Annotated in this window: 19 protein-coding genes and 1 rRNA gene; 10 read left to right on the forward strand and 10 right to left on the reverse strand. The window is 67.0% G+C overall.

Annotation, left to right across the window (positions count from 1 at the left end; genetic code table 11):
• Both NJQ98_RS11490 and NJQ98_RS11495 read right to left on the reverse strand, forming a co-directional pair.
• A 16S ribosomal RNA gene (locus tag NJQ98_RS11490) occupies nucleotides 1-941 on the reverse strand; the annotation flags it as partial.
• A gap of 689 nt (nucleotides 942-1630) precedes the next feature.
• Entirely contained in the window at nucleotides 1631-1939 is a 309-nt protein-coding gene (locus NJQ98_RS11495; protein ID WP_262178815.1) for a non-histone chromosomal MC1 family protein, read from the reverse strand.
• Between the two features lie 219 nt (nucleotides 1940-2158).
• Between NJQ98_RS11495 and NJQ98_RS11500 the strand changes: the two genes are divergently transcribed.
• Nucleotides 2159-2356: a hypothetical protein gene (locus tag NJQ98_RS11500; protein WP_262178817.1), complete on the forward strand. Its 198-nt coding sequence runs from the start codon at nucleotides 2159-2161 to the stop codon at nucleotides 2354-2356.
• 51 nt (nucleotides 2357-2407) lie between these two features.
• Entirely contained in the window at nucleotides 2408-3460 is a 1053-nt protein-coding gene (locus tag NJQ98_RS11505; protein ID WP_262178819.1) for a quinone-dependent dihydroorotate dehydrogenase, read from the forward strand.
• Here NJQ98_RS11505 and NJQ98_RS11510 read toward each other — a convergent pair.
• The 3 genes from NJQ98_RS11510 to pheS all read right to left on the reverse strand — a co-directional run bounded on the left by NJQ98_RS11510 (nucleotide 3457) and on the right by pheS (nucleotide 7295).
• Nucleotides 3457-3669: a hypothetical protein gene (locus tag NJQ98_RS11510; protein WP_262178821.1), complete on the reverse strand. Its 213-nt coding sequence runs from the start codon at nucleotides 3667-3669 to the stop codon at nucleotides 3457-3459. The genes NJQ98_RS11505 and NJQ98_RS11510 overlap by 4 nt on opposite strands.
• Before the next feature lie 258 nt (nucleotides 3670-3927).
• Complete coding sequence (gene pheT, locus NJQ98_RS11515; RefSeq protein WP_262178823.1) at nucleotides 3928-5784, reverse strand: phenylalanine--tRNA ligase subunit beta; 1857 nt, start codon at nucleotides 5782-5784, stop codon at nucleotides 3928-3930.
• Nucleotides 5784-7295: a phenylalanine--tRNA ligase subunit alpha gene (gene pheS, locus NJQ98_RS11520; protein WP_262178825.1), complete on the reverse strand. Its 1512-nt coding sequence runs from the start codon at nucleotides 7293-7295 to the stop codon at nucleotides 5784-5786. The genes pheT and pheS overlap by 1 nt, the downstream gene beginning before the upstream one ends.
• 433 nt (nucleotides 7296-7728) lie before the next feature.
• Here pheS and NJQ98_RS11525 point away from each other — a divergent pair, with 433 nt between their 5' ends.
• The gene (locus tag NJQ98_RS11525) at nucleotides 7729-9363 is read left to right on the forward strand and encodes an outer membrane protein assembly factor BamB family protein (protein WP_262178826.1); all 1635 of its coding nucleotides are present in this window, start codon (nucleotides 7729-7731) and stop codon (nucleotides 9361-9363) included.
• An 8-nt stretch (nucleotides 9364-9371) separates the two neighbouring features.
• On the opposite strand, the gene NJQ98_RS11530 is transcribed toward NJQ98_RS11525, so the two are convergent.
• The 3 genes from NJQ98_RS11530 to NJQ98_RS11540 all read right to left on the reverse strand — a co-directional run bounded on the left by NJQ98_RS11530 (nucleotide 9372) and on the right by NJQ98_RS11540 (nucleotide 13238).
• Nucleotides 9372-10997: a tryptophan--tRNA ligase gene (locus NJQ98_RS11530; RefSeq protein WP_262178828.1), complete on the reverse strand. Its 1626-nt coding sequence runs from the start codon at nucleotides 10995-10997 to the stop codon at nucleotides 9372-9374.
• Between the two features lie 469 nt (nucleotides 10998-11466).
• Nucleotides 11467-12462 (reverse strand): tRNA-intron lyase, encoded by a 996-nt coding sequence (gene endA / locus NJQ98_RS11535; protein WP_262178830.1) that lies wholly within the window; start codon nucleotides 12460-12462, stop codon nucleotides 11467-11469.
• 53 nt (nucleotides 12463-12515) lie between these two features.
• Nucleotides 12516-13238 (reverse strand): endonuclease NucS domain-containing protein, encoded by a 723-nt coding sequence (locus tag NJQ98_RS11540; protein WP_262178832.1) that lies wholly within the window; start codon nucleotides 13236-13238, stop codon nucleotides 12516-12518.
• 319 nt (nucleotides 13239-13557) lie between these two features.
• Between NJQ98_RS11540 and NJQ98_RS11545 the strand changes: the two genes are divergently transcribed.
• Together NJQ98_RS11545 and NJQ98_RS11550 are read left to right on the forward strand one after the other, a co-directional pair.
• Nucleotides 13558-16662, forward strand: coding sequence for a methyl-accepting chemotaxis protein (locus tag NJQ98_RS11545; protein ID WP_262178834.1), 3105 nt, complete (start codon nucleotides 13558-13560; stop codon nucleotides 16660-16662).
• A 135-nt stretch (nucleotides 16663-16797) separates the two neighbouring features.
• Nucleotides 16798-17448 (forward strand): HAD family hydrolase, encoded by a 651-nt coding sequence (locus NJQ98_RS11550; protein WP_262178836.1) that lies wholly within the window; start codon nucleotides 16798-16800, stop codon nucleotides 17446-17448.
• Between the two features lie 39 nt (nucleotides 17449-17487).
• On the opposite strand, the gene NJQ98_RS19235 is transcribed toward NJQ98_RS11550, so the two are convergent.
• Nucleotides 17488-17736: a DUF8028 family protein gene (locus NJQ98_RS19235; protein WP_489146081.1), complete on the reverse strand. Its 249-nt coding sequence runs from the start codon at nucleotides 17734-17736 to the stop codon at nucleotides 17488-17490.
• 225 nt (nucleotides 17737-17961) lie between these two features.
• Nucleotides 17962-20325, reverse strand: coding sequence for a DEAD/DEAH box helicase (locus NJQ98_RS11555; RefSeq protein WP_262180986.1), 2364 nt, complete (start codon nucleotides 20323-20325; stop codon nucleotides 17962-17964).
• 175 nt (nucleotides 20326-20500) lie between these two features.
• Between NJQ98_RS11555 and NJQ98_RS11560 the strand changes: the two genes are divergently transcribed.
• The 5 genes from NJQ98_RS11560 (at nucleotide 20501) to NJQ98_RS11580 (ending at nucleotide 25145) form a co-directional block, all read left to right on the forward strand.
• Nucleotides 20501-20644: an FmdB family zinc ribbon protein gene (locus NJQ98_RS11560; RefSeq protein ID WP_262178838.1), complete on the forward strand. Its 144-nt coding sequence runs from the start codon at nucleotides 20501-20503 to the stop codon at nucleotides 20642-20644.
• 28 nt (nucleotides 20645-20672) lie between these two features.
• Nucleotides 20673-21605 (forward strand): lipoyl synthase, encoded by a 933-nt coding sequence (gene lipA, locus NJQ98_RS11565; protein ID WP_262178840.1) that lies wholly within the window; start codon nucleotides 20673-20675, stop codon nucleotides 21603-21605.
• A gap of 100 nt (nucleotides 21606-21705) precedes the next feature.
• Nucleotides 21706-23394: a dihydrolipoamide acetyltransferase family protein gene (locus NJQ98_RS11570; RefSeq protein ID WP_262178843.1), complete on the forward strand. Its 1689-nt coding sequence runs from the start codon at nucleotides 21706-21708 to the stop codon at nucleotides 23392-23394.
• 53 nt (nucleotides 23395-23447) lie between these two features.
• Nucleotides 23448-24425, forward strand: coding sequence for a replication factor C small subunit (locus NJQ98_RS11575; RefSeq protein WP_262178845.1), 978 nt, complete (start codon nucleotides 23448-23450; stop codon nucleotides 24423-24425).
• A 90-nt stretch (nucleotides 24426-24515) separates the two neighbouring features.
• A complete protein-coding gene (locus tag NJQ98_RS11580) occupies nucleotides 24516-25145 on the forward strand; it encodes a flagellin (protein ID WP_262178847.1) in 630 nt (209 codons plus the stop codon).
• Nucleotides 25146-25224: the final 79 nt, after the last annotated feature.

Here is a 25224-nt window from a genome sequence, read left to right on the forward strand (position 1 = left end):
GCTGTCGGGACCGGTGAGATGTCCGGCGTTGAGTCCAATTAAACCGCAGGCTCCTCCGGTTGTGGTGCTCCCCCGCCAATTCCTTTAAGTTTCATCCTTGCGGACGTACTTCCCAGGCGGCTCGCTTCTCGGCTTCCCTAGGGCGCAGCGCAGGCTCGTAGCCTACGGCACACCTAGCGAGCATCGTTTACAGCTAGGACTACCCGGGTATCTAATCCGGTTCGAGACCCTAGCTTTCGTCCCTCACTGTCGGGTCCATCCTCCTGAGGTGGTTTCCCCATTGGTGGTCCGTCCAGGATTACAGGATTTCACTCCTACCCCGGACGTACCCCTCAGGTCTTCTGGCCCCAAGCCAAACAGTTTCCACCGGACGCCGACGCGTTGAGCGCGTCGATTTCCCAATGGACTTGCTTGGCCAGCTACGGACGCTTTAGGCCCAATAATATCGGTCATCACTCGTGCTGCCGGTATTACCGCGGCGGCTGGCACCGGTCTTGCCCAGCACTTGTTCCTGTACCTCCCTACGGTACAGAAAAGCGAGGACTATATGCCCTCGCACTCGGAGTCCCCTTATCGCACTGTCGTGCAGTGTAAAGGTTTCGCGCCTGCTGCGCCCCGTAGGGCCCGGTATCTTGTCTCAGATACCGTCTCCAGGCTCTTGCTCTCACAACCTGTACCGATTATGGGCATGGTGGGCCGTTACCCCACCATCTACCTAATCGGCCGCAGCCACATCCTATGGCGCCGGAGCGTTTCTCACTCTCTGCACTCCAGCATGAGAGTGGTATCAGGGATTAGCCTCAGTTTCCCGAGGTTGTCCCTGTCCATAGGGTAGTTTGGCCACGTGTTACTGAGCTATATGCCGCGGGTCTGAACCCGCGCGACTAGCATGGCTAAATCGGACTCCAATAGCAATGACCTCCGGCAGGATCAACCGGAATGTCTCCCGGCACAAGGCCGGGGGGTTAGGCGGGTCACACTCCAGATGGAGTGTGGTCGCTATCGAAGGGTGTTCGAGGACACTCGCCGACCGAGTGTCACCGAACTATCAGGGCTCACATCAGATCCCATCTTGACGGCGGACCGCAGGGGTGGAATCCTCATTTCTTCGGACCTGCATATTGTCCCGAAGCCATCTTAAAGGCTTCGAGTTCCGATGGCGACCCGGTGTCGCCGCAGTGTGTGGCCGGGTTTTGTCGGCCCCGGCCAGGCCTCGTTCGCGTTCAACCCGAATACCCTGTTACACTTAAGGGCATCGGAGTTGGGTCGCGTCGAACCGCACGACGTGAGCGACCTTCGCGTTCCATCCGAACACCCTGTTACACTTAAGGGCGTCGGTTGGTACGAGGCCCGACCGGGGAAGTGTCGTCCCCGACCTCCTTCGCATCAGAGTCGATGGGAGTGTCACACTTAACCTCGTCGGACCGAGGCCGCTTCGGCAGGCGATTACACGGGGTAGTGACTCTCATGGGGTGGACAGTCACATCGAACATGAGACGCGGGCGACGAGCTGGTGGCAAGTCCGCATATGCGTGGGTCGTGCGTGTGCGCGTTCACGCGCGCCCGAAGAGTAGGAACTGTGTGGCGGAGCAACCGGCCGGGTCGTCGGCAAAAAGTGCGTGCTGGGGAACTAGATGTCGTCGAGGTGCTCGACGCCCTCTTTCGAGACGTTCCCTTTCGTGATGTCGCCCGGCATCCAGTCCGGTTTGTCGTCGGGCGCTGTTTCTACCCAGGCCCACGCCTCGTAGATGTGGACCTTGTGGGTGCCTTTCTCCCGGAGCCGAATCTCCTCCGGGTCGGCTGCGTCCTCGCTGTCGGCCGGGTCGAGACGCCGGGCGGCCTTCAACGCAGCCTGCCGGGGTGTCCCGCCTGAGAAGACGCTCGATTCGTCACCATCCTCACGGAGCGCAAAGTTGCGCTTGTCGCTGTCGCGTGCCATGGTTTTCTCCGCTCCATGTCAACCCAAAACATGGCACAACATAAATATACCCCCCGAATCGGGCTCCCTGCCGGGGTACGTTTATATAGTGGAAGCCGAGCGCGACCGTATCCGGCCACGATTCGGGGAAAATCGCCGCCCCGACGCGCGGCCGCAATCGGCCCGCCGCACGGTAGACTTAAGTGTATCCTACGGCGATGCACGGAATAGGATAGCGCGATGGTGCGAAAGAAGAAGCTCAGCCCGAGTGGCGCCAAAGATGAGAACGGCGAGTACCACAACGTACATATCAACATCCACGAAGACGAACTCGCCGTCGCCGGCATGGAGATCGGCGACGAGGTGTTCGTTCGGGTTCGTGATAACAAGATCATTATTCAAAAGGCCGACCCCGAAGAGGTCGAACACGATTTCTGACGTGCCGTCGCCAACCCCCGGCAATCGTCGGGGGTCGGTTCGAACGCCCCAATGAGACTCTACGACATCGCCAAACCGGTTCTGTTCTCGCTCCCGGCCGAAACGGCACACGGTGCCGTTCACAGCCTATTGAAGACAGCACAGGGCACCCCGATAGCGACTGCGATGGCCCGGCGCTACACCGTCGGCGACGACCGGCTCGCCGTCTCCGCGTTCGGCCGGGAGTTCGACAATCCCGTCGGCGTCGCCGCGGGCTTCGACAAGAACGCGACGATACCGAACGCCCTGGCGTCGATGGGCTTTGGCTTCGCCGAGGTCGGCGGCGTCACGGCCGAGCCACAGGCCGGCAACGCCCGCCCGCGGATGTTCCGTCTGCGAGAGGACGGCGGCCTCATCAACCGCATGGGGCTGAACAACGAGGGCGCGGCGACCGTCGGTGAACGGCTGGCGGCGACCGATGCCCCGTTCCCGCTGGGGGTCAACATCGCCAAGAGCGAACACGTCGGTACCGACGCGGCGCCGGCGGACTACCGGGAGACGTACGAACGGGTCGCCGAGGGCGGCGACTTCTTCGTCGTCAACGTCTCCTGTCCCAACTCACAGGGGTTCGAGGAGCTCCAGAACCGGGCGGCGATGACGGCCATCTTCGAGGAGCTTCAGGACGCGGGCGCCAGCCCCCTCCTCGTGAAGCTCTCGCCGGACCTCCCCGACCCCGCGGTCGAGGACACGCTGGAGCTGGTGACCGAACTCGACCTCGACGGCGTCGTCGCCACAAACACGACGACCGAACGCCCCGAAGGGCTGCGCTCGCCCAACGCGAGCGAGACGGGCGGGCTCTCGGGCGCGCCGATCGAAGACAGAGCGACGCGAATGGTCCGCTTCGTCGCCGAGCGCGTCGACGTGCCCGTCGTCGGCGTCGGCGGGGTCGCCTCGGCCGAGGGCGCCTACCGGAAAATCCGCGCTGGCGCGTCGCTCGTCCAGCTCTACACCGGGCTGGTCTACGAGGGGCCGTCGCTGGCCCGCGATATCAACGAGGGGCTGGTGGACTTGCTGGACCGGGACGGCTTCGACAGCGTCGAAGACGCCGTCGGTGCGGACCTCTAGCGACACTCCGCTATCGGAATCGCGGCCTGGATGTCGGCCGACAGCCACGCCGTCCGGCTGTCGCCCGTACCCGGCACGATGGTGAGCACCGAGGGCGCGTCGGGGTCGTCGACGACCCAGTCGAGGGCGAACCACGGATAGGTCTCACAGGCCGGGTTGCCGTAGCGGTCCGGGTCGCCGCAGTCGGAGTGTCGCTCGGAGGCAGTCATTGTCCCTCTGTGTGCTAGTACGTGGCAATAACGCAAAAGCGCCCTGTAACGGGGCGGTAATCGGGTTACCGGACGGTTACGCCGGTCGACCGGACTCGCGTCACTCCAGCGCGCCGAGTCGGAACTCGAAGGCAGCTACCGGTAGCTCTAGGTCGTGCTGCTACCACCTTTTTCAGCGTCGGGTGGTCTCGCTGTACTCGACCACCACTCCTCGAAAAACGTGGGCGAAAAAGCGCTCACTCCATCAAGTCGCTCGCGTCACTCTAGCGCGTCGAGTCGGAACTCGAAGGCAGCTACCGGTAGCTCCAGGTCGTGCTCGACGAGCACCTTCGGATGCACCTCGCCGATGACGCCGACCGTCTCGCCGTCCAGGACGACGTCGGCGGCCCGACCGCCGATGAACGTCGGATGCTCCGTCGCGGGCGTTTCGAGGTCCTTGTCGAAGGCCTCGGCGATGGCCTGCAGGCGGGCCTTGGCGTCCTCGTAGGAGGCGTCAGTGCGGGCGAGGGCGCCGGCGACGGTCCGGTGCTCGGCCACGCCGGTGTTGTGGCTGTCGTCCAGCCCGGCGGCGAGCCCGATTTCCGCGATGTCCTGGGGGTAGCGCCGGTGGGTGTTGTTCTCCAGGACCATCATGAGCGACGGGAGTGCCCACGTGCGGAGGATGGTGTAGTCCTCGCTGTAGGGCTCTTGGATGGTGACCGGGTCCGCGAGGCCGACGAGCGAGTCGTCGGCGTCCGCCGTTCCGGGGTCGGGGAGGTTCATCCGACCGTAGTTCTCCGCCTCGTTGGTCATGTGGAAGTTCAGCAGGTCCTCGAAGCCGAGTCCCACGAGGGTATCGCGGGCGGCGTCCTCCAGGACGGAGCGGTCGTGGCGGCCGCCGACGGTCGAGACGTCCGGATAGGTCGGTTCGAGGCTGTTGAACCCGAGCGCGCGCCCGATGTCGTCGACGATGTCGAGGGGGTGGATGATGTCGACCCGGTAGGGCGGAATCTCGACCTCGAAGGCGACGCCGTCGTCGGTCACGACCCGCGTGGCGTCCAGTCCGGCGCGTTCCGTGTAGTCGATTATCCGCTCCGGCTCCAGGTCGACGCCGAGCAGCGACTCGATGCGGTCCTGCGTGACCGTCTTCGTCCGGGTCCCGAAGTCCGGGCGCGACAGCGTCCGGCCGGCGTACTCGCCGGGCGCGTCGTCGGCGTACTCGACGTTGACGCGCTCGACGGTCCCGCCGCGGGCCTCCAGCGCGTAACAGACGATGTTGCACATGTGGTCGATGGTCCACTGGTCGGTCCCGGTCATCTCGATGAGGAGGTCGCGGGAGTCCTCGCTGACCTCGGTCCGGCGGCCGTTGATGACCGGCGGGAACGAGAACAGCCCGATAGCGTCGTAGATGGCTGGGACGCGGTCGAAGTCGGCGACGAGGTCGCCGTAGGTCTGGCCGGTGTCGTGGCCCTCGATGACCTCGGCCGGCGTCATCTCGGCGTCGCTGTCGAGCGGGACGAAAGTGGCCTCGTCGGGGTCGGCGCTGGTGTAGGTAATCGCGTTGCCCCCGACCGGTTCGACGGCGGCGTCGCCGACCATCTCGTCCTGGGGCTCCTCGCTGGCTTCGGTCGGGTCCTGCCCGCCGGTCAGGTCCAGGCTGCTCGATTCCCCGTCGGACGGCCGGAGGTCGGTCCCCTTCAGCATCGTGAGGTCGTGGACCCCGATGGCGCCTTTCGCGCGCTTGCGGCCCATCGTCGCGTGGAGCTTCTCCTGCAGTTGAATCAGGGACTCCAGAGCGCCGTCGGAGAGGTCCAGCCCGCGGACGACGGCGCCGGTGACGTAGGGTCGTTCCGGCGGCTGGTCCTCGACCTCGATGGTCCACTCGGCGCTGTTCGTGTTCGGGACGTAGACGCCGCGGTCGTCGCCGTAGTGGTATCGCAGCGAGCGGGCGACGCCCTCGACGGAGAGGCGGTCCAATCTGTCGGGGGCGAACTCCAGCTGGAACTCGTCGTCCTCGGTCCAGCCCTCGAACTCCAGGCCGAGGTCGAACAGGTCCGATTTGAGTTCGTCGTCGTCCTTCTCGTCGTGGCCGGTCAGATAGCGAAGCTCGTCGGGGTCGACGTCGACGACTGGCATCAGTGAAGCACCTCCGTGGTCCGCAGCAGTTCAAGGTCACACAGCGTCCCGTGGACGTCCCGGATGTCCTCGAAGCCGTACATCAGCATGAGCAGGCGCTCCAGCGAGAGGCCCCACGCCATCACGTCACAGTCGACGCCCAGCGGCGAGAGCACCTCCTCGCGGAAGATGCCCGAGTTGCCGACCTCGACGACCTCGCCGGTCTCGGGGTGGGTACCGAACAGTTCGAAGCTCGGCTCCGTGTAGGGGTTGTAGTGGGGCTTGAACTCCAGGTCGGTGATGCCGAACTGCTCGTAGAACTCGGTGAAGGTGCCCATCAGGTCACGCACGGAGAGGTCCTCGGCCATCACCCACCCCTCTATCTGGAAGAACTCGAGCAGGTGCGTCGGGTCGAGCGTGTCGTTGCGGTAGACCTTCTCGACGCTGAAAAAGCGCTGGGGCGGTTCGAGTTCCCCTATCTCCTCGCCCGAGAGGTACCGCATCGACAGCGACGTGGTGTGGCCCCGCAGGTCCAGCCCGCGAGCCACCTCTTCCTCCCACGGCGAGTGGTACCCCTCGCCGTCGGGCCCGACGCCCTCTCTGTGGGCCGAGCGAACACGGTCGACGAGGTCGTCGGGCAGGTCCCGTATCTCGTCGGGCTGTTCGAGGGCGAACTGGTCCCAGTGGGTTCGCGCGGGGTGGTCCTGGGGCATGAACAGGCAGTCGTTGATCCAGAACTGGGCGTCGACGTGGGGGCCGTCCATCTCCTGGAAGCCCATGCCCACGAGGGTGTCCTTGACGCGGTTGGCGGTCTGGCGCAGGATGTGTTCCTTGCCGTGGCTCACGTCCTCGGCGTCCGCCTCGACGTTGTACTCGGTGAACTCCACGTCCTCCCACTCGCCGCTGGTGAGCAGTTCGGCGGTGAGCTGGTCGACGGTCTCGGCGGCCTCGACGCCGCCCATCAGCGCGGTGACGCCGTCGTCGGTGAGCTGGACCGAGCGGACGGTCTCCTCGCGGACCGAGAGCAGGCCGCGCCGTTCGAGCTGGTCGAGCGCGTCGGCGTCGGCCTCGTCGAGGCGGTCGTCGGCGACGGCTTCGAGCGCGTACATCTCGGCGTCGGACCCGGTGTCGGCGTCGGGGTCCGCGGTTATCTCGCCGCTGTCTATCTCGCCGTACCCCTTGCGGGCGTAGTTCGCCAGTGCCACGTCGACGGCCCCGCCCTCGAGTCCCGAGGCGCCGATAACCTGCCCCATGGCGACCGGGCCCTCGTCGGCGCCCGCGTCGATTGCGGCCTCGTAGAGGTCCTGTTCGGGGAGGCTCTCGAAGACGTACTGGGTGCCTTCGTCGGTCAGCGTGTAGTGTTCGAGGGTCTCCTCGGTGACGGACACCAGGCCGTCGTCTTCGAGTTCGAACGCGGCCCGCGTGGCCGTCTCCGGTTTGAGGTCGGCCGCCTCGGCCACCTCGTCGATGCGACTGGGTGTGTCAGCGTCGGCGGCGTGTAACACGCCGACCTGTGCCTGTGGTCGTTTCATAGAGATGTCTCGGTCGTTGTGGTGATAACCGCGGGTCGCTCAGTTAACGGTTCTCACTTGCTGTGAGGGGCGCCCCTCGCACCGGGCGATTTCGTCCGGGTCACGCCGGCCCCGAGTCCGCCGCCCGTCAGGCCGCGAAGAAAAATCCGAACCCCGGACTGCGCGGCGGCTGGACGGCGACACTGGCAGCGTGGGATTCGGGTGCCAGGTGCGACCGATTGTCGTGCGGTAGAAAAAGGATTGCGGAAGCGCACGCGCCATCGGGGTCGGAATCGTCCCAGTGGCTGAGCGAAGGCGGGCGACGTGAGCACGCGAGCCCCAGAGTTCGGCCCGCCAGGGGGTTCCGGCTGTTCGGAGTCCCCGGTGTCTGACTGAACACGACCGGGCTAGTGTCCGAGTAGATTTAATACGCGAAAAGCGGTATGGAACGCAGATGCAGAAGTACAGCCGCCGAGGCCTGCTTTCGACGGCGGCCGCCGGCACGGCAGCGCTGTCGGGGTGTAGCTCCATGTTCGACCGCAGCGGGACGAGCGCCGAGCGCGGAACCGATACTCCACAACCGGAGTTGAACACCGAAGCGACCGTCCAAGCGACAGCCGTCGCGAGGGAGGGGGACAACCGCGGCCGAGTGACGGTCAACGTCCTCGTCGAGAACCCGAACGACAGTCGCGTCGAGTTCAGCCCGAACATCCGTATCGGCGACACCGACGTGACGGGACTGCGGCCGGTGTCGGCCGGCGACGGGACTGACGATATGCGAGTGGCCCCGGACCAGCAGCGTCGGTTCCAAGCGACGGAGACGGTGTCGGCCGACGACCACGCGGTCACACTCGACGGCGAAGAAGTGACCACGGTCGCGCTGCACCCCGACGACACGACGTACATGGAAGGGAACCCCGGACGGACGGGTCCGACGCTCCCGAACAACGGTATCGGCGTCGAACCGGAGCTTGTGACACAGTTCTCACTGCAGAGCCCGGCCGGTATTGACCAGTCCGGAAGCGGAACGGCGCAGCTCCAGGCGGTGAGCGAGAACCGGCTCTACGTCCGAGTCCGGTGGGACACGCCGAACGGCGAGCGAAGCTCCATCGCCGCGCTGGACCGGTGGACCGGGGCCGAGCAGTGGCAGCAAGTGCTCTCGAAACCCAGCGAGGTCGCCGTCATCGGCGACACCGAGTACGTTTTCGACGGCGGGACGCTGCGGGCGCAGAGGGCCGACGGGACGGTGCGCTGGGAGAACGATGTCGCACCGTTCGAGTACGAGAGCCAGATTGACGAGACGGCAACGTACATGGTGCCGACCGACGGGGCGTTGTTTGTCGGGACCGAGGAGGGCGTCAAGGAGGTGGACCCGGACTCCGGAGACGTACAGCGTACGCTGCCCGGATCGTTCGCGGCGGTCGGCGAGGACGGCCTGTTCACCTACGGCGGACAGGTCCCACTGGCGAAATTCCCCCTCGAAGGCGGGACCGAACCGGAGTGGGTCGCCCGGCCATCGACGGGGACCGGAACGGGCGATACTGGAGCCGTCGCGAACGGTACCGTGTTCGTGAGCTCACCAGCCGGCTACGAAAACGCAGACGACGCGCGCATCGAGCTGTTCGCCTACGACGCGGCGACCGGCGAGGAGCAGTGGTCCGTCGTCGCGAGCCGCACGAGACAGGTAGGCGGCTTCTCCGCACTGCCCGGCCTCAGCGACCTCCGAGTCGCCGATGGCGCGGTGTTTTTCCGGTCGAACCGGGGGCTCAGCTTCGTCGACGTTGCCTCGGGAGAGCTAACCGAAGCCGGAATCCCTGAGACGCTCGGGGCCGGAGAGGTCGTGGCCAGTCGGAGACTGACCTACGGGTTCGCGAACCAGGGAAGCCTCGACATCGCCTCGCCGGCCGGGACACTGCTGACGCCGGCCTCCGCCGACGAGCCCAGGCCGTACCGCTCGGTCCCGGTCCCGGAGCAATCGGACCTCGACATCCGCGGCGGGTCGGCGCTGTACGGGCACGGCGTGCTGTATCTCGTCTCGAACGGCTACGTCTACGGGTACAGCGGGACGGAACAGCCCCGGATGCAATAGCCCCTCGCTTACGCCCGCTTCCGGTCCGAATCGAGGTCGATATCCAGTTCGTCGAGTTTCTCCTCCCACTCGTCGCGTTTCTCCTGGTGCTCTTCGAGGAAGGCTTCCATCAGTTCGGCCGCCTGCTCCTTGCACCCGCCACAGAGGCGCTCGCCGCCGACACACTCCTCGTAGACCTCCTCGGCGAACTCGTCGTCGTCGCCCGACAACAGGTAGGCGTACAGTTCGTAGACGGGGCACTCGTCGGCCTTCCCGCCCTTCTCGCGCTGTTCCTCGGCGGTGGTCCGGCCGCCGGTGGTGGCGGATTTCACCTTGTCGTACCCGTCCTCGGGGTCGTCGAGCAGGGAGATGTGCGAGGCCGGAATCGAGGAGGACATCTTCCCGCCGGTGAGGCCGGTCATGAAGCGGTGGTAAATCGACGACGGCGGCAGGAAGCCGTAGCCGCCGGTGTCGAGTTCGACCTCGCGGGCGAGTTCGTCCGCATCGGCGCGGTCCAGCTCGAAGGCGTCGACGTGTTCGTCGTAGACGCGCTTCTCGCCGGGAACGGCCTCGATGAGCGCCTCGAAGGCCTCGTCGGTGGCGTTGCGGTCGAAGATGCGGGTCCGCGGTCGAAGCGGCTCCTTGCCGGCGTTGTCGAGCTTCTTCGCGACCGACTCGCGGGCGTCGGCGGGGGCCGGTTCCCGCTCGCGCAGGTAGTCGGCGGCCTCGACACAGCGGGGCGTCTCCGGGTCCTCGGCGTACTCCTCGCGGGCGTCGTAGGCCTGCCGGAGCAGCGTCCGCTCGACGGCGTCGGCCTCGAAACTGGCGAACGCTTCGGTGACGCCGAAATAGCGCATCCGCGCCGCGAGGTCACGGGCGAGCCGCATGTGGGGGTCCTGGTCCGGGCCAACCGGGATGACGGTCGGTTTCGGCTCGTCCAGTTGCGGGTAGAGGATGTCGGCCATCTGCGTGACGACCGACTGCATGTGCGAGACGTCGGTCTCGCCGTCGAAGTCGTAGATGGCCTGTAGCTCCGAGAAGTTCGTCTCGGCGCCCAGTTCGAAGGCGAGGTCCTGCAACTGTCGGTTGTCGGACTGGCGATAGAGCTCGCCCTCCTCTGGGTCGAAGCCCAGCGCGAGCAGGGAGAGGACGTAGCTGCGAGCGTGTTCGTCGATTTCCGACCACGAGAGCTCGCGGGCGGCGTGGGCCTCCAGGTCGGCGATGAGCGCGTAGGCGTCGGCGCCCTGTTGCTGGTGCCAGATTATCTCGTCGAACACCATCTTGTGGCCGATGTGGGGGTCGCCGGTGGGCATGAAGCCCGACAGCGAGGCGAAGGGGTCGTCGTTGCGCATGGCCTCGGCGACCGGCGAGTAGTCCCGGTGGCCGAAGATGACGCCCCGGCGCATCAGGTAGTGGGGGTTCGGGACCTCCGGGAGGACGTCGTCGAACTCCTCGATACCGAACTGCTCAAACAGCTTGCGGTAGTCCTCGACGGTGGAAGAGCCCCACGGGTCGAGCACCGCTTCGTCGGCGCCGGCGGCGTCGGTACCCCCGTCGGTCACGGGGGTCGGCTCGGACTCCCGCCACGCCGCTCCCGACTGGCGGCGGTCCTCGTCGGGCGATGCATCGTCGTGGTGGGAGTCGCGGTCTGTCATAGTGATAGACACGGACAGGCCGTGTTAGTACACCCTTGGCTCCGGTCGGCGCAAAAAGGGTTCGCTTCTAGCGTTCTGTGTTGGCTTGAATCGGACAGCGATTGGTTACAGCCAGAAAGCCCCGCTAGCAACCGCAACCACGACCGGCACGGTTGACCTGAACAGCCAGAAAGCCCCCGACCGCTCGATGGCTGCGACTCGCTGCGGTCCTTGCTCACTGCGTTCGCTGTGGTCCTTACGTCGTCTCGCTCATCGAGCGGTCGGCCCCTTTCAGTCCCTCCCGTAGCTGGTTAGGCAAATAGCGCTGGGCGGGACTGAAAGGGGCGGCTGGCTGAACGACGGCGGACGATGTAAGCACCGGAACGAGCGAAGCGAGTGAGGAGCGCAACGAGGCCCCGAGTTCAGCCAGCCGGGGCTTTCTGGCTGTCAAGAGAGCAGGCAAAAACGTGAGTCGACGCTGCTTCGACAGCTAGGGCGTCAGCCGTTCGACCTGCACCCACTCGACACCGTCGCCGACCAGGGCGAACACCATCGTCTTCCGGACGCCGTGGGCCAGCCGAACGTCCAGGGCGAGGTCGCGCGGTTCGAAGGCGTGGCTCGCGGGCAGGACCCGGACGAGCAGTTCGGAGTGGCCCAGGTCCTCGACCGACTCGACGTCGGCGTAGGTCCGGAAGTCGGCGCCGAACTTGAACCCCGTCTTGGGGACGACGCCCGCGTCCCGCAACGCGGCGTACACCCGCAGCCGGCGGTCGAACCGGTCGCCCTCGACGTCGCGGCCCCGTTCCACGACAGCGGTTTCGCCGCCGTCGACCGTCAGCGTCCCCTCGCGAGCCAGGTACGCCGCCTCCACGAGCGAGAGCTGAACGGCGTCCTCGTCCAGCTGCTGCCCGTAGAACGCCTGCTGATACAGCGCTTCGGGCGGCTCCCAGCACAGCACCCGCTCTGACAGCAGGGTCCCGTGGACCTCGGGTACCTCGGCCGCGCTGGTGCCCTCGACAGTCCGACGGCTGGTGTCCAGATACGTCAGTTCGCTCTCCTCGTCGACGACGGCCAGCACGCAGTCGCCCAGCGACGCCGCGGGCACGTCGTCGCGCTCGCCGACGACGGTGACGCGGTAGGCGACTTCGTCGTCCCACGGTCCCTTGCCGCGGGGGTAGACCACGAAGTCCGCGCCGGCGGGGTCGTCGACCCATCCTTCGCGGGCGGGCGTGAGATAGAACCCACGGTCCCGGAGGTCCTTGTAGACCAGAAACTCCATCGCCGAGACGGCCCCGGAGGCGAGGAGTTCGTCGACAGCCATCCCGTCGACGGCGTCGATGTCGCCGCGGTAACAGAGATGTGCGGCCTCCACCGGCGCCAGGTCGAGGTCGCCGTTGCGAGCGTGGCCGTAACCGCGCGAGTCGTAGAACCGCTCGCGGGCGCGGGACCCGGCCCTGACGACGTCGCCGTCTAGCGTGAGTTGCATACCCGTGAGTGGTCGGCGCGGGGTGAAATCCCCTGCGGGTCGACGACGGCGGGCTAGCCGCTGTGCTCGCAGCCGCTGTCCAGACAGCGCCGGCCGCCGCTCGTCTCGAAGGTCGGCAGGCCACACGGACAGCGGTCGACGACGACGCCGGACGGCACCGCGTAGCCGGTGTCGCAGTCGGGGTAGTGCTCGCAGCCGGCGATGAGGCCGCCCCGCCGCAGAATCCGGAGGTCACCGCCGCAGTGCTTGCAGGTCCACTCGCGGTCGAAAAGCGCCGTGACCCGGTCGTCGAGGGACTCACACGTTCGGTCGATGCAACACTCGATGGCCGCGCCGCGCTCGACCCGCATCGTGGGGAGCCCGCAAGCGTCACACCGGCCCCCGGTGACGGTCGCGTCGGTCGGCAGGCCGTAGCGTGTCTCACAGCCGGTACAGGTGACCTCGCCCTGCGCACGCACGAGCGTCCCCGGACAGTCCCGGCAGTCGCCGACCGGGACGCCGGCCTGCGAGGCCGGAAACCGGGCGCTTCCGTGTTCCTCGTGGGCGACGACTCGGAGGAACTGGTCGCCGTCGCGGGCGGTGACGGTGCCGTCCTCGACGGCGACGCTCTCGGCCCTGGTGAGCCACGCGACGGGCTGGTACCCCCCGGCGTCGTGGACCAGAACGGTGTTGTCGGGCTTGACGACGACCAGCACGTCGCCCCGTTGCTCGCGCTCGCGGGACCCCTCGAAGACAGTCGTACACTCACCGGCCATCACGCGCGTTCCGTCGTGCATGGGCCGGGGTGGTCGCGTGCTGGTATTTGAACGTTCCCACGCGGGGGTCGAACTTGGTAGATAGGAATGATGTCTGAGAACGCGGCACACAGGGATATAACAGCCGCTCGTCAGTCTGACGTTATACAGAATGAGAATCGGAAATTCCGCCGTTATTAGCGTTATGGCCGTTGGTTATCAACAGAGAGAATCCAACGATAAGGGTTAAGTTACGAATTATGCGACCGTTGGTATGGACCTGAAGATAAAGCTAATAGTTTTACTTCTTACAATTTCGCTGGTCCCGCTGACCGCGGTTGGTCTGTTATCGGCCAACAGTATGGGCCAGCTGAACCAGGAAGCACAGACCCAGAGCGGCAACTACCTTCGTGGGGCGATGACCGACCAGCTGAACAACAGCGTCGAAGCACGACAGGAGGGGATTCAGAACCAGATAAACCAACGGAAAGTCGACGTCCGGTCGCTCTCTGACTCCTCGACGATGAACAACTACCAGGCCGCACAGGACGGCGAGATGGAACTCGTCCAGGAGTCGAGTCAGCGCCAGCTCGGGTACATGTCGCTCCAGATGCGAACGAGCATCGACAACGCGATGCAGACGGTGCTGGAAAACCAGTACAACGGGCGGGACTGGGATGAGCTCTCACCGTCCGAGCAGGAGGATGTCAAACGGGAAGTCGAGTCGATGATCGGCGGCACGGCCGGGGACCGGACGAACTCGGCCGGGACGATGTACGACTCGTTCCAGCCCGGCTACATGGGTGACACCGGGTACGCGTACATCACCGACAGCGACTCCAACGTCGTCGTCCACCACAGCCTCGACGACGGGCACAACCTCGTCGAGGACAGCGGCGGGACGCTGGTCGTCTTCGAGGACATCGAGTCCGAAGTCGAGTCCAACCAGGCGATCCGCAACGGCGAGGAGTGGGGCATCGCCGAGTACGAGTGGGAGGACACGACCCAGGAGGGCAACCCCGAGATGACGAAGTTCATCGCCTACACCTACTACGAGCCCTTCGACTGGGTCATCGCGCCGAGCGTCTACTACTACGAGCTCCAACAGACCGCCGTCGACGACACCAGAGGCGAGATGGCGGATGCCTTCGAGCGGTACCTCCTGACGCGGTCGGTCACCGTCGGTGACGAGGAACACCTGGCGTACGAACACATCACGTTTGCGGGGCCGAACGGGGACGAAATCCTCCACGCCGACCGGTCGGGCCAGGACGTGACGACCGGCTCGGACAGCTCACAGTCCTACGCCGATGCGGACTGGTTCACCGGCGCCGAATCCGGCAGCGAGGGCGAGGCGTACTTCGGCGAGGTCCGGACCGCGGACGGTCACGAGACGCAGTACGTCTCGACGCCGGTCTACAGGAACGGGGAGTTCCGGGGCGTCGTCGCGGCCCAGTTCAACTACTCGCTCATCACCGAGACGACGAACCGCGTGACGGTCGGGGAGAGCGGCTACCTCTACATCCTCAACGACCGCGGCGAGATAGTCAGCCACCCGGACCGGACCGAAATCGAACAGCGGACGAACGCCGCGGAGGGCGAGTACGGCACCGAACTCGGGACGATTGCACAGAACCGGATGGTCGCCGGTGAGTCGGGGATGACGACCCACACGAAACAGGTCGAGGGCGAGGGCAACGCCACGCGATACGTCGGCTTCGCGCCGCTCGAACTCGGCGACAAGCAGTTCACGCTCGTCGCCACCGTCCCCAAACAGGACATCGACGAACCGATTGCGGCGCTGGGCGCGACCCTCCAGAGTACGACGGACTCGGCACAGACCCTCGTCCTCGGGCTGTTCGTCCTGGCGGCCATCGTGGTCTCCGTGACGGGATACGGGGCGGCCAGGTACATCTCGAAGCCCATCGAACAGGTCCGCGACCGGGCGATGGCGCTGTCGCAGGGGCAGTTCGACGAGACGGACGACATCTCGACCGGCGACGACGAGATCGGCGAGATGGTGACGGCCTTCGAGGAGATGCAGGCGAACCTGAACAGGCAGGTCGAACAGATAGAGTCCGTCAGCGACTCGCTCAGCGACGGGCATCTCGACGACGAGATAGCGACCGACATGCCCGGGAAGTTCGGCGAGATCATGGAAGGGCTCGAAGACGGGATGAGCCAGCTGGGCGCGAGCTTCGCCGAGATCAGCCAAGCGAGCCGGAACATCGGCGCCGGGGAGCTGGACCAGGAGCTCGACACCGACCTGCCCGGCGACTACGGTGAAATCATGCGCGAGCTCAACGCCGGCCTCACGCAGCTCTCGGAGAGCTTCGAACAGCTCCGGGCCGTGAGTGCGGAGCTTCGGGAGGGACGCCTCGAGCAGGAGCTCGACACCGACCTGCCCGGGGCCTACGGCGATGTCCTCGCGAATATCGACGAAGGGCTCGACGCGGTCGACGAGAGCATCGCGCAGGTCCAGTCGATCGCACAGGAAGTGAGCGAGGCGAGCACCGAGGTCGCCACGAGCACGACCGAAATCGAGGAGGCGAGCCAGGAGGTCGCCCGGTCGGTCCAGGAGATATCGAGCGGGGCCGACACCCAGTCCGACAACCTCCAGGAGGTCGCCGGCGAGATGAACGACATGTCGGCGACCATCGAGGAGATAGCCTCCTCGTCGGTCGACGTGGCCGACACGGCCCAGGAAGCGGCCGAGCGAGCGCAGATGGGGAGCGAACAGGCCGCCGAGGCGTCCGCCGAAATCAAGGAGATCGAACACGGGGCCGACGGCGCGGTCGACCGGGTCTCGGACCTCCAGACGGAGATGGCGGAAATCAGCGAAATCGTCGCGATGATCACCGACATCGCGGAGCAGACGAACATGCTGGCGCTGAACGCCTCCATCGAGGCCGCACGAGCGGGCGAGGCGGGCGAGGGCTTCGCCGTCGTCGCCGACGAGATCAAGTCCCTCGCGGCGGAAGCCGGCGAGGCAAGCGAGGAGGTCGAGGCGCTCATCACCGAGGTCCAGGACTCGACGGACGAGACGGTCGATGACATCGAGGACATGCGCGACCAGGTCGAGAGCGGCGTCAGGACCACCGAAAACGCCATCGACCTGTTCGACGAGATCACCGAGGTCGTCCAGGAGGCCGAGCGCGGCGTCACGGAGATAAGCGACGCCACGGACGACCAGGCGGCCACCACCGAGGAGGTCGTGGCGATGGTCGACGAGGTCAGCAGCGTCAGCGAGGAGACGGCCGCCGAGGCGAGCAACGTCTCGGCCGCCTCCGAGGAGCAGTCCAGTTCGCTCACCAGCGTCTCCGAGAACGTCCGGTCGGTCGCCGGCCTCGCGGACGACCTGGAGGAACTGGTCGACGAGTTCGAGGTCAGCGACGGCACGGACCGCACGGGCGGGCCGGAGTCGCTCGACGCGGACGGCACTGAGCCGGCCGCCGGGGACGACTGAACGGTCGCCCCCGTCGGTCACCGCCCGGCGAAAGCGGCGCTACGTTTTACCGGACCCGACACTCACCGCGAGCGCTGTCCCGGACGAGCGGCGCAAACACAACAGGCAAACCCCTCGGACGAGTGAAGGCAGACAATGAGCGACGCGCCGACTGCAATCTGTTTCGACATGGACGGCGTCCTCGTCCAGTCCGAGGACCACTGGGCCCGCATCCAGCGCGAGCACATCCTCCCGACCGTCGCGCCCGACGACGACATCCCGCTGTCGGCCATCACCGGCCGGGACTACACCGAGGTGTATCCGGACCTCGCCGCCGAGTACGAGATGGCGGTCGACCGCGAGGAGTACGAACGGCTCTTTGCGGAGGCCGGCAGGGAGATATACGGCGAACACGCCACGATGCTTGCCGGCGTCGACGACCTGCTCGCGGACCTCCGGGCCGCGGGGATACCGCTTGCGCTGACGACCTCGGCGCCGTGGGACTGGATAGACGTCATCGAGGAGCGGTTCGGGCTGTTGCATCACTTCGACGCCGCCGTCAGCGCACAGGACGTCGACGGCCCGGGCAAGCCGGAACCGGACATCTACGAGCGCGGGGCGGAGGAGTTGGGCGTTGCCCCGGCCGACTGCTGGGCCGTAGAGGACTCCCACGCGGGCGCCACGGCCGCGGTGGCCGCCGGCATGACGACGGTCGGCTTCCGCGGCGACGGCGCGGAGACGGATCTCTCGATGGTCCATCACGTGGCGGGCGACGCCGCGGAGCTACGCGAGATTCTGCTCGGGTAGGTCAGAGGGAGTCGAAATCCTGCGGTGCCCGAGGGGGAGTCAGGCATCCGCACGATAACCCCGGCCCACAATGAGACCGAGGACGTTAGCGAAGAACACACTGGTTAACAGGAGGAGGAGCGTCCGTCCGCCCAGGCCGCTCACGAACAGTGCGGGATACGCCAGGGGCGCTACGACGGCGGTCCAGAAGCCGACGAACTGGACTGACCGAGCGGCTAGGGTCCGGGCGTCGGCACGTCCACTGGGGAGTGCATTGGTCGGTGACCGAAAGGGCGAAGCACTGGACATTGGGTTCCTCCTCACGCGAGTGTATGCCCCATACCCCCATATAAACGAGAGACGGTTGCGGTCAATTCGCGCGGATACGTTTCGTTTGATTGATTTTATCCGGTTTTACCGGCGTCGATGCTGTCCATTTAGACCCCCTCAGACAGCGGCATAAATTTTATCCGGCTGTTAGAGTTCGTTATCTGACTCAAGGTGAGGAGCCGGGCGACACCGGCAGTCCGGGCCTCACTCGACCCTGACCGTCCGCGAGGAGGTGACCGGGTCGAGGGGCTGGTTCGGGAACGCCACTTCGACGGTGAAGGTCAGCTCGTCGGCGTCGGCGCCGAAGACGCCCACCGGGAGCGTCGTCTGGCCGAGGTAGGCGGGTTTGGCCGTCATCTCGCGGCCGTTGACGGTGACGCGCAGTCCCGCCCGGGCGCCGCCGCCGTTGTTCGCGACGGTCACCTCCCGCATGTCGTGGTCGCCGGCCGCGATTGTCTCGGGGAACTCGCCCCAGTCGATGACGACGACGGGGAGGTCCCGGGCGTTCGAGACGACCTGCTCGGCGACGCCCTCGGAGAGCCCGGCCGAGACGAGCCCCGAGACGCCGGCCCGGACGATATCGCCCGGGGTCGAGAGCCCCGCGGCGGCGAGTTTGCCGGCTCGCCCGGAACCCACGCCGTCGATGGCCGTCAGCCCGACCGCGTCGTCGCTGACGCCGTGTTCGACGCGGGCCTCGACCCGGCAGGCCAGGTTGGCGAAGCGACCGGGCGCGAGGTTGTCGAGGAACTCCCGCAGCGCGGCCAGCAGGCGCAGGGCGTTCTGCCGGATGACCCAGGCGTCGCTCTTGAGCTCCGTCGGGGTCGTGCCGGTCATCCCCGAGCGAAGTATCGCGAGCACCTTCCGCTGGCCGGCGTCGAGTTCGTCGGGCGCCTCGCCGACCACCGCGTTCACGGCGTCCTGCTCGTCCGAGCGGGCGCTGACGCTGTCGAACTCGGTCGCGCCCGCGACCGTCGCGAGGAGGTCGTCGGCGTCTATCGAGTCGTCCCCCTCGCCGGCCGCGGCCTCGCAGCGCTCGGCGAGGTCGGCAAAGCGGCGGGCCGTGTCCAGCCGGAGGTAGAACTTCGAGGCCAACTGCCCGAGCCGGGTCGCCTCGATGCGGAGGCCGTCCCGTTCGACGAACCCCCACCCGACCAGCTCCGAGAGCGTGTTCGACACCCGCTCGCGGAGGTCGCTGCCGGCGTCGTAGGCGTCGGGCGAGGACTTCGCGCGGGCGTAGTAGAACGTCGTCTCCAGCCAGCTCATCACGTCGTCGATGTCCCGTATCGTACCCAGCGCGATCTCCGCGTTCAGATGCGCGTCGAGCTCGCCCGCCAGCCGGGACTCTATCTCCTTGCCGTCCCGGAGCAGGCGGCGGTACTTGTCGGCGTCTGAGCGGTCACAGACCACCCAGGCGTAGCCCATGTCGTCGTAGCCCGGCCGGCCCGCCCGCCCGAGCATCTGGAGCACGTCGAGCGGGCTCATGTCGACCTCGCCCTCCAGGGGGTCGTGGAGCTTCGTGTCCCGGATGACGACACAGCGGGCGGGGAGGTTCACGCCCCACGCCAGCGTCGAGGTCGAGAAGAGCAGCTGAATCTTCCCCTCCTTGAACCACTGCTCGACGCGGTTCTTGTCCTCGCGGGAGAGGCCGGCGTGGTGAAAGCCCACGCCGTCGAGGACGGACTGGCGCAGGGTGTCGTTGCTCAAGTCGGCGGCGTCGTTGTGGAAGTCGTAGTCCCCGCGGGCGCCCATCGGGATGTCCCGCTCGGTGAGTTCGTCGCGGGCCTTCTTGGCGGCCTGGACCGTGTCCTGCCGGGAGGAGACGAAGACGAGCGACTGGCCCTCGTCGCGGATGTGTGGCTCGGCTAAATCGAGCGCCCGGTAGAGCCGCCGGTACTTGTCGGCGAAGGCGTTCTCGCCGTGGGTGTAGGTCTTCACGTCGGCGTTCAGCGGCACGGGCCGGTAGTCCTCGCCGAAGGCGAAGGTGGTCTCCTCGGGGGCGTCGAGCCAGTCGGCCACGTCATCGATGTTGGGCATCGTCGCCGACAGCGCGACGACGCGGGGGTCACAGAGCCGCCGCAGCCGCGAGACCGTCACTTCCAGCACCGCCCCGCGGCGGTCCGAGTCCAGCAGGTGGACCTCGTCGATGACACAGCAGTCCACGTCCGTGATGAACGAGTAGCGCGCGGTCTCGTGTTTCCGGGTGGCCGAGTCGGCCTTCTCCGGGGTCATCACGAGGATGTCGGCCCGCTCGGCCCGGCGGGGGGAGAGGTCGCGTTCGCCGGTGACGACGTAGACCGAGTAGCCCAGGTCCTCGAAGCGCTCCCACTCGCTCTCTTTCTCGTTGGTGAGCGCGCGCAGCGGCGCGAGAAAGAGCGCCGTCCCGCCCGCCTGCAGGGTCTTGCAGATGGCCAGTTCCGCCAGCGCGGTCTTGCCACTCGCCGTGGGCGCGCTGACGACGACGTTGTCCTCGCGGTTCAGCAGAGCCGGGAGCGTCTCCGACTGCATCTCGTTGAACCGCTCGAAGGGGAAGGCGTCGGCGAGGTCCGGGAGGACCTCCGTGACCGCCACCGTCGGCTCGCTGTCGGCTCGGCTTGGCACGTGGAATGGGCGTCGCCGTGACGGCAAAGGCGTTTCTATCACCGGGCTCCGGCACCAGCCGAAACGACGGCGCGCTGTCGTGCGGGGCTTGCACTCGCCGGCCGCGGTGTCACAACTCGCGGGCCCGATAGCCGGAGTGGAACCAATGTCAGACCAGAACACCGCGGACGCGGAGGCGAACTACGAGTGCGACGACTGCGGGAACGCGTTCCACGCGAACAGGAACGACTCGCCGCCGTTTACCTGTCCGAACTGCAAGTCGGACAACGCGAGCCCGCTGAACGGCTGACCGTCACAGCGGGCGAACCCAACGGCTTTTGCGGGCACAGTCCAACGCTGGGGTAATGAGTCGCGCGCGCAAGCCCGACTGGCTCAAGACCCGACCGCCGTCGGGCGAGCGGTTCAGCGACATCAAGCAGTCGCTCCGCGAACGCGACCTCCACACGGTCTGTGAGGAGGCCAACTGCCCGAACCTGGGCGAGTGCTGGTCGGGAGCCGCGGGCGACGGGGACGCGGCCGACGGCGGCCCGGGGACGGCGACGTTCATGTTGCTTGGCGACCGCTGCTCGCGGGGGTGTAACTTCTGTGATGTCGAGACCGGCGGGATGGAGCCGCCGGACCCGGACGAGCCCACACAGGTCGCCGACGCCGTCGCCGACATCGGCCTGGACTACGTCGTCCTCACGTCGGTCGACCGCGACGACCTCCCCGACCAGGGGGCGGGCCACTTCGCCGAGACCATCCGGGAGATAAAACGGCGTGACCCGTCGGTTCTCGTCGAGTGTCTCATCCCGGATTTCCGTGGCGAACCCGACCTCGTGCGAGAGATAATCAACGCCGGCCCGGACGTGCTGGCCCACAACATCGAGACCGTCGACCGGCTCCAGTGGCCGGTGCGTGACCGCCGGGCGGGCTACGAGCAGTCGCTGTCGGTGCTGCGACAGGCGAGCCGCGAGAGCGACGTCTTCACCAAGACCAGTCTGATGTTGGGCGTCGGCGAGTACGCCCACGAGGTGTACCAGACCCTCTCCGACCTGCGCCAGGTCGGGACCGACATCGTCACCTTCGGCCAGTATCTCCAGCCCTCCCGCTCCCATCTGGAAGTCGCGGAGTACGTCCACCCCGACGTCTTCGACACCTGGCAACGCGTCGCAGAGGACGAGTTCGACTTCCGCTACTGTGCCTCGGGCCCGATGGTCCGGTCGTCGTACCGGGCCGGCGAGCTGTTCGTGGAGAGCGAGCTCGCGTAGCGAGCCCGGAGCGGACGGCGACCGCGAGGGCGTCCCGCGGGCTGGTACCCGAGACCGCCCGCATCAAAGACGGTATCACCGGGGCCGTCGATTTCTAGGCATGTTCGAGTTCGAGTTGCCCGACCTCGGCGATGGGGTCGCCGAGGGAGAGGTGCTGTCCTGGCACGTCGCGGTCGGCGACAGCGTCGAGGAGGACCAGGTGCTCGCGGACGTCGAGACCGACAAGGCCGTCGTCGACGTGTCCGCGCCGGTCGGCGGCGTCGTTCGGGAGCGCCACGCCGACGTGGGCGAGGTCGTCGCCACCGGCCAGCTGCTGGTCACCATCGATGACGAAGCCAGCGGGGACGCACCCGACAGCGAGCCGGCGGCCGAGAGCGGTAGTTCGCCCGCCACCGACCGCGTCTTCGCCCCGCCGAGCGTCCGCCGGCTCGCCCGCGAGACGGGCGTCGACATCACCGCCGTCGAAGGGTCGGGACCGAGCGGTCGCATCACTGAGGCCGACGTGGCGGCGGCCGCCGACGACGGCCCCACAGCGGAGAGCGACGACGAGGACGACAGCGGGCCGACCTCTGTGGTCTCGAAAGTGAGTGACGACGAGGACGACAGCGGCCCGACCTCCGTGGTCTCGAAAGTTGACGACGACGAGGAGGACAGTAGCCCGACCGCTGTAATCTCGAAGGTGAGCGACGACGAGGACGACACCACTACCGTCGTCGTCGACACTCGGGACGACGCCGACGAGCCGGCGGTCAAGTCCGCCGTCAGGCGGGTGTCCCCCGAGCCGATGGCCGAACGGCGGGACCACACGCTGGCGACGCCGACCACCCGTCGGCTCGCCCGCGAGCTGGGCGTCGACATCGACGCGGTGCCGACCGACGAGACGCGCGACGGCGAGCCCTACGTCGACGCCGCGGCGGTTCGGGCCGTGGCGGAGGGGCGAAACGCCCCGGCGGCGAGCGGCGCCGAGTCGGGTTCGGGCGAGGAAGCCGCGGGCGAGGGGCTCGAAATCGCGGACGGTGACGTACGTGAGGTCGCCGAGCGGGTGGTCTCGGCGCTGCGGGAGACGGCCGACGACATCGGGACGCCCGTCGAGGTGAGCGACGGGGACCGGCGGGATCCCTACCGCGGAGCCCGCCGGACCGCCGGCGAGCGGATGGCCCGCTCCCGGCGCGAGGTCCCCCACGCGACCCACCACGACAAGGTCGCCGTCCCCGGACTGGTCGAGGCCCGCGAGCGGCTCCAGCCGCTGGCCGAGAAACGGGGCGTCGACCTCACCAGTACGCCGCTCGTGCTGAAATGCGTCGCCGCCGCGCTGGACGACCACCCGGTTCTCGCGACGCAGCTGGACGCCGAGCGCGGGGAGATAGTCTACCGGAGCGACCGCGATATCGGCGTGGCGACGGCGACCGACGACGGGCTCGTCGTCCCCGTCGTCGAGGACGTCGACGCGAAGGGGCTGCTGGAACTGGCCGACGAGGTGAGCGGCCTCGCCGAGCGGGCCCGCGACATCGACAGCCAGGCGACGCGGGGCGGCGTCTTCACCGTGCGGAACTTCGGCGCCATCGGCGGGGAGTACGTCGACCCCGTCATCAACGTCCCCGAGACGGCGATTCTGGGCGTGGGGGCGCTGACGGAGCGACCGATTGCCGAGGACGGGACCGTGGCGGCAAAGCCGACGCTGACGCTGTCGCTCGCCGTCGACAGCCGGGTCGTCACCGGCACCGACGCGGCCCAGTTCGTCGACACGCTGAAGTCGTACCTGGCGGACCCGACGCGGCTACTGGCGTAGCCCGCCGGGGCGCGAACGGTTCGTTTATGCCGGCCCCACGCCACCGCTGATACATGAGTGAGGCCGACGCCGAGTCGCGGGCGGGACGGGAGGAAGTGTGGATAGAGAAGTACCGCCCACAGTCCCTCGCCGACGTGCAGGGTCACGAGGACATCGTCGGGCGCCTGCAGAGCTACGTCGACCGCAACGACCTGAGCCACTTCCTGTTCAGCGGGCCGGCGGGGACGGGAAAGACCACCTGCGCCGCGGCCATCGCCCGCGAGCTGTACGGCGAGGACTGGCGCGACAACTTCCTGGAGCTGAACGCCTCAGACGAGCGGGGTATCGACGTGGTCCGGGACCGCATCAAGAACTTCGCCCGGACGAGCTTCGGCGGCCACGAGTACCGCATCATCTTCCTCGACGAGGCCGACGCCCTCACGAGCGACGCCCAGTCGGCGCTGCGCCGGACGATGGAGCAGTTCTCGAACAACGTCCGGTTCATCCTCTCGTGTAACTACTCCAGTCAGATTATCGACCCCATCCAGTCGCGGTGTTCGGTCTTTCGCTTCTCGCCGCTGAGCGACGAGGCGGTCGAGGCGGAGATACGCCACATCGCGAGCGAGGAGGACATCGAGCTGACCGACGACGGGCTGGACGCGCTGGTGTACGCCGCCGGGGGCGACATGCGCAAGGCGATCAACGGGCTGCAGGCGGCCTCGGTCAGCGGCGACGTGGTCGACGAGGCGGCGGTGTACGCCATCACCTCGACCGCGCGACCCGAGGAGATACACGGGATGGTCCAGTCGGCGCTGGACGGGGACTTCACGGCGGCGCGGGCGACGCTGGACCGGCTGTTGACCGAGGAGGGTATCGCCGGCGGCGACATCATCGACCAGCTCCACCGCTCCATCTGGGAGTTCGAAGTCGAGGACCGGGCGGCGGTCCGCATCCTCGAACGGGTGGGCGAAACCGACTATCGAATCACGCAGGGCGCAAACGAGCGCGTGCAGCTGGAAGCGATGCTGGCCTCGCTGGCCAACCCCGAGTAGGGCGCAGTGGCCCTCACGGCCCGTTTTCACCGCCGATAATTGCTCACGCAAGTTTATACCCGAGTGACCGGCTAGCTATCAGTAAGTGAAATGTATCGGTTGAAAGACCACGCAGCCGACGACCGCGGGCAGGTCGGTATCGGCACCCTCATCGTGTTCATCGCGATGGTGCTCGTCGCCGCTATCGCGGCCGGTGTCCTCATCAACACGGCCGGGTTCCTGCAGAGTTCGAGCGAAGCGACCGGGCAAGGTGCGTCCGATGCGACCTCGAACCGCCTCCAGGTAGTCAGCGCGACGGGGAGCGACCTCGACAACGATGCCGTCGGTATCGTCGACATCCTCGTAAAACGCGGCCCGGGCGCGGGCAACGTCGACCTCTCGACGATGACGATACAATGGATCGGTCCGAGCGGCTCGTTCTACCAGCTGGCCGGGACCCAGTCCGGCAACCCCGACGGCTACTTCGCGATAGAGGCAGTACAGGATACCGACGGCTCCCTTCCGGTACTGAACGACCAGGAAGACCGTCTCCGAATCCGGTTGGAGCTGGGCGAGAACGACGGGGAGACCATCCTCGGTGACGACAAGTACAAGTTCGGCAACGAGCTAGGGGAAGGGGAAAGCGCGACAGTCCGCATCACGACTTCCTCCGGCTCGCAGACGACGGAGGAGATACTCGTGCCAAAGACCATCTCCGGCACCTCGGCGGTACAGCTGTAGTCGCCCGCTGTCGGGGGTTTGCGGCCAGTTACCGGGACGGGCGGCGCTCCCGTCCGGGCGCTGTGAGAAGCTGCATGAC

Origin of the sequence: Haloarcula laminariae (assembly GCF_025457605.1) — an archaeon.
Lineage (GTDB): Archaea > Halobacteriota > Halobacteria > Halobacteriales > Haloarculaceae > Haloarcula > Haloarcula laminariae.

Coding starts and splice junctions, on each gene's coding strand:
- NJQ98_RS11495 (WP_262178815.1), bottom strand. CDS start 1,939: ATGGCACGCGACAGCGACAAGCGCAACTTTGCGCTCCGTGAGGATGGT.
- NJQ98_RS11510 (WP_262178821.1), bottom strand. CDS start 3,669: ATGACTGCCTCCGAGCGACACTCCGACTGCGGCGACCCGGACCGCTAC.
- NJQ98_RS11545 (WP_262178834.1), top strand. CDS start 13,558: ATGGGCCAGCTGAACCAGGAAGCACAGACCCAGAGCGGCAACTACCTT.
- NJQ98_RS11505 (WP_262178819.1), top strand. CDS start 2,408: ATGAGACTCTACGACATCGCCAAACCGGTTCTGTTCTCGCTCCCGGCC.
- NJQ98_RS11550 (WP_262178836.1), top strand. CDS start 16,798: ATGAGCGACGCGCCGACTGCAATCTGTTTCGACATGGACGGCGTCCTC.
- pheS (WP_262178825.1), bottom strand. CDS start 7,295: ATGAAACGACCACAGGCACAGGTCGGCGTGTTACACGCCGCCGACGCT.
- NJQ98_RS11530 (WP_262178828.1), bottom strand. CDS start 10,997: ATGACAGACCGCGACTCCCACCACGACGATGCATCGCCCGACGAGGAC.
- pheT (WP_262178823.1), bottom strand. CDS start 5,784: ATGCCAGTCGTCGACGTCGACCCCGACGAGCTTCGCTATCTGACCGGC.
- NJQ98_RS11570 (WP_262178843.1), top strand. CDS start 21,706: ATGTTCGAGTTCGAGTTGCCCGACCTCGGCGATGGGGTCGCCGAGGGA.
- NJQ98_RS11540 (WP_262178832.1), bottom strand. CDS start 13,238: ATGCACGACGGAACGCGCGTGATGGCCGGTGAGTGTACGACTGTCTTC.
- NJQ98_RS11500 (WP_262178817.1), top strand. CDS start 2,159: ATGGTGCGAAAGAAGAAGCTCAGCCCGAGTGGCGCCAAAGATGAGAAC.
- NJQ98_RS19235 (WP_489146081.1), bottom strand. CDS start 17,736: ATGTCCAGTGCTTCGCCCTTTCGGTCACCGACCAATGCACTCCCCAGT.
- endA (WP_262178830.1), bottom strand. CDS start 12,462: ATGCAACTCACGCTAGACGGCGACGTCGTCAGGGCCGGGTCCCGCGCC.
- NJQ98_RS11525 (WP_262178826.1), top strand. CDS start 7,729: ATGCAGAAGTACAGCCGCCGAGGCCTGCTTTCGACGGCGGCCGCCGGC.
- NJQ98_RS11560 (WP_262178838.1), top strand. CDS start 20,501: ATGTCAGACCAGAACACCGCGGACGCGGAGGCGAACTACGAGTGCGAC.
- NJQ98_RS11575 (WP_262178845.1), top strand. CDS start 23,448: ATGAGTGAGGCCGACGCCGAGTCGCGGGCGGGACGGGAGGAAGTGTGG.
- NJQ98_RS11580 (WP_262178847.1), top strand. CDS start 24,516: ATGTATCGGTTGAAAGACCACGCAGCCGACGACCGCGGGCAGGTCGGT.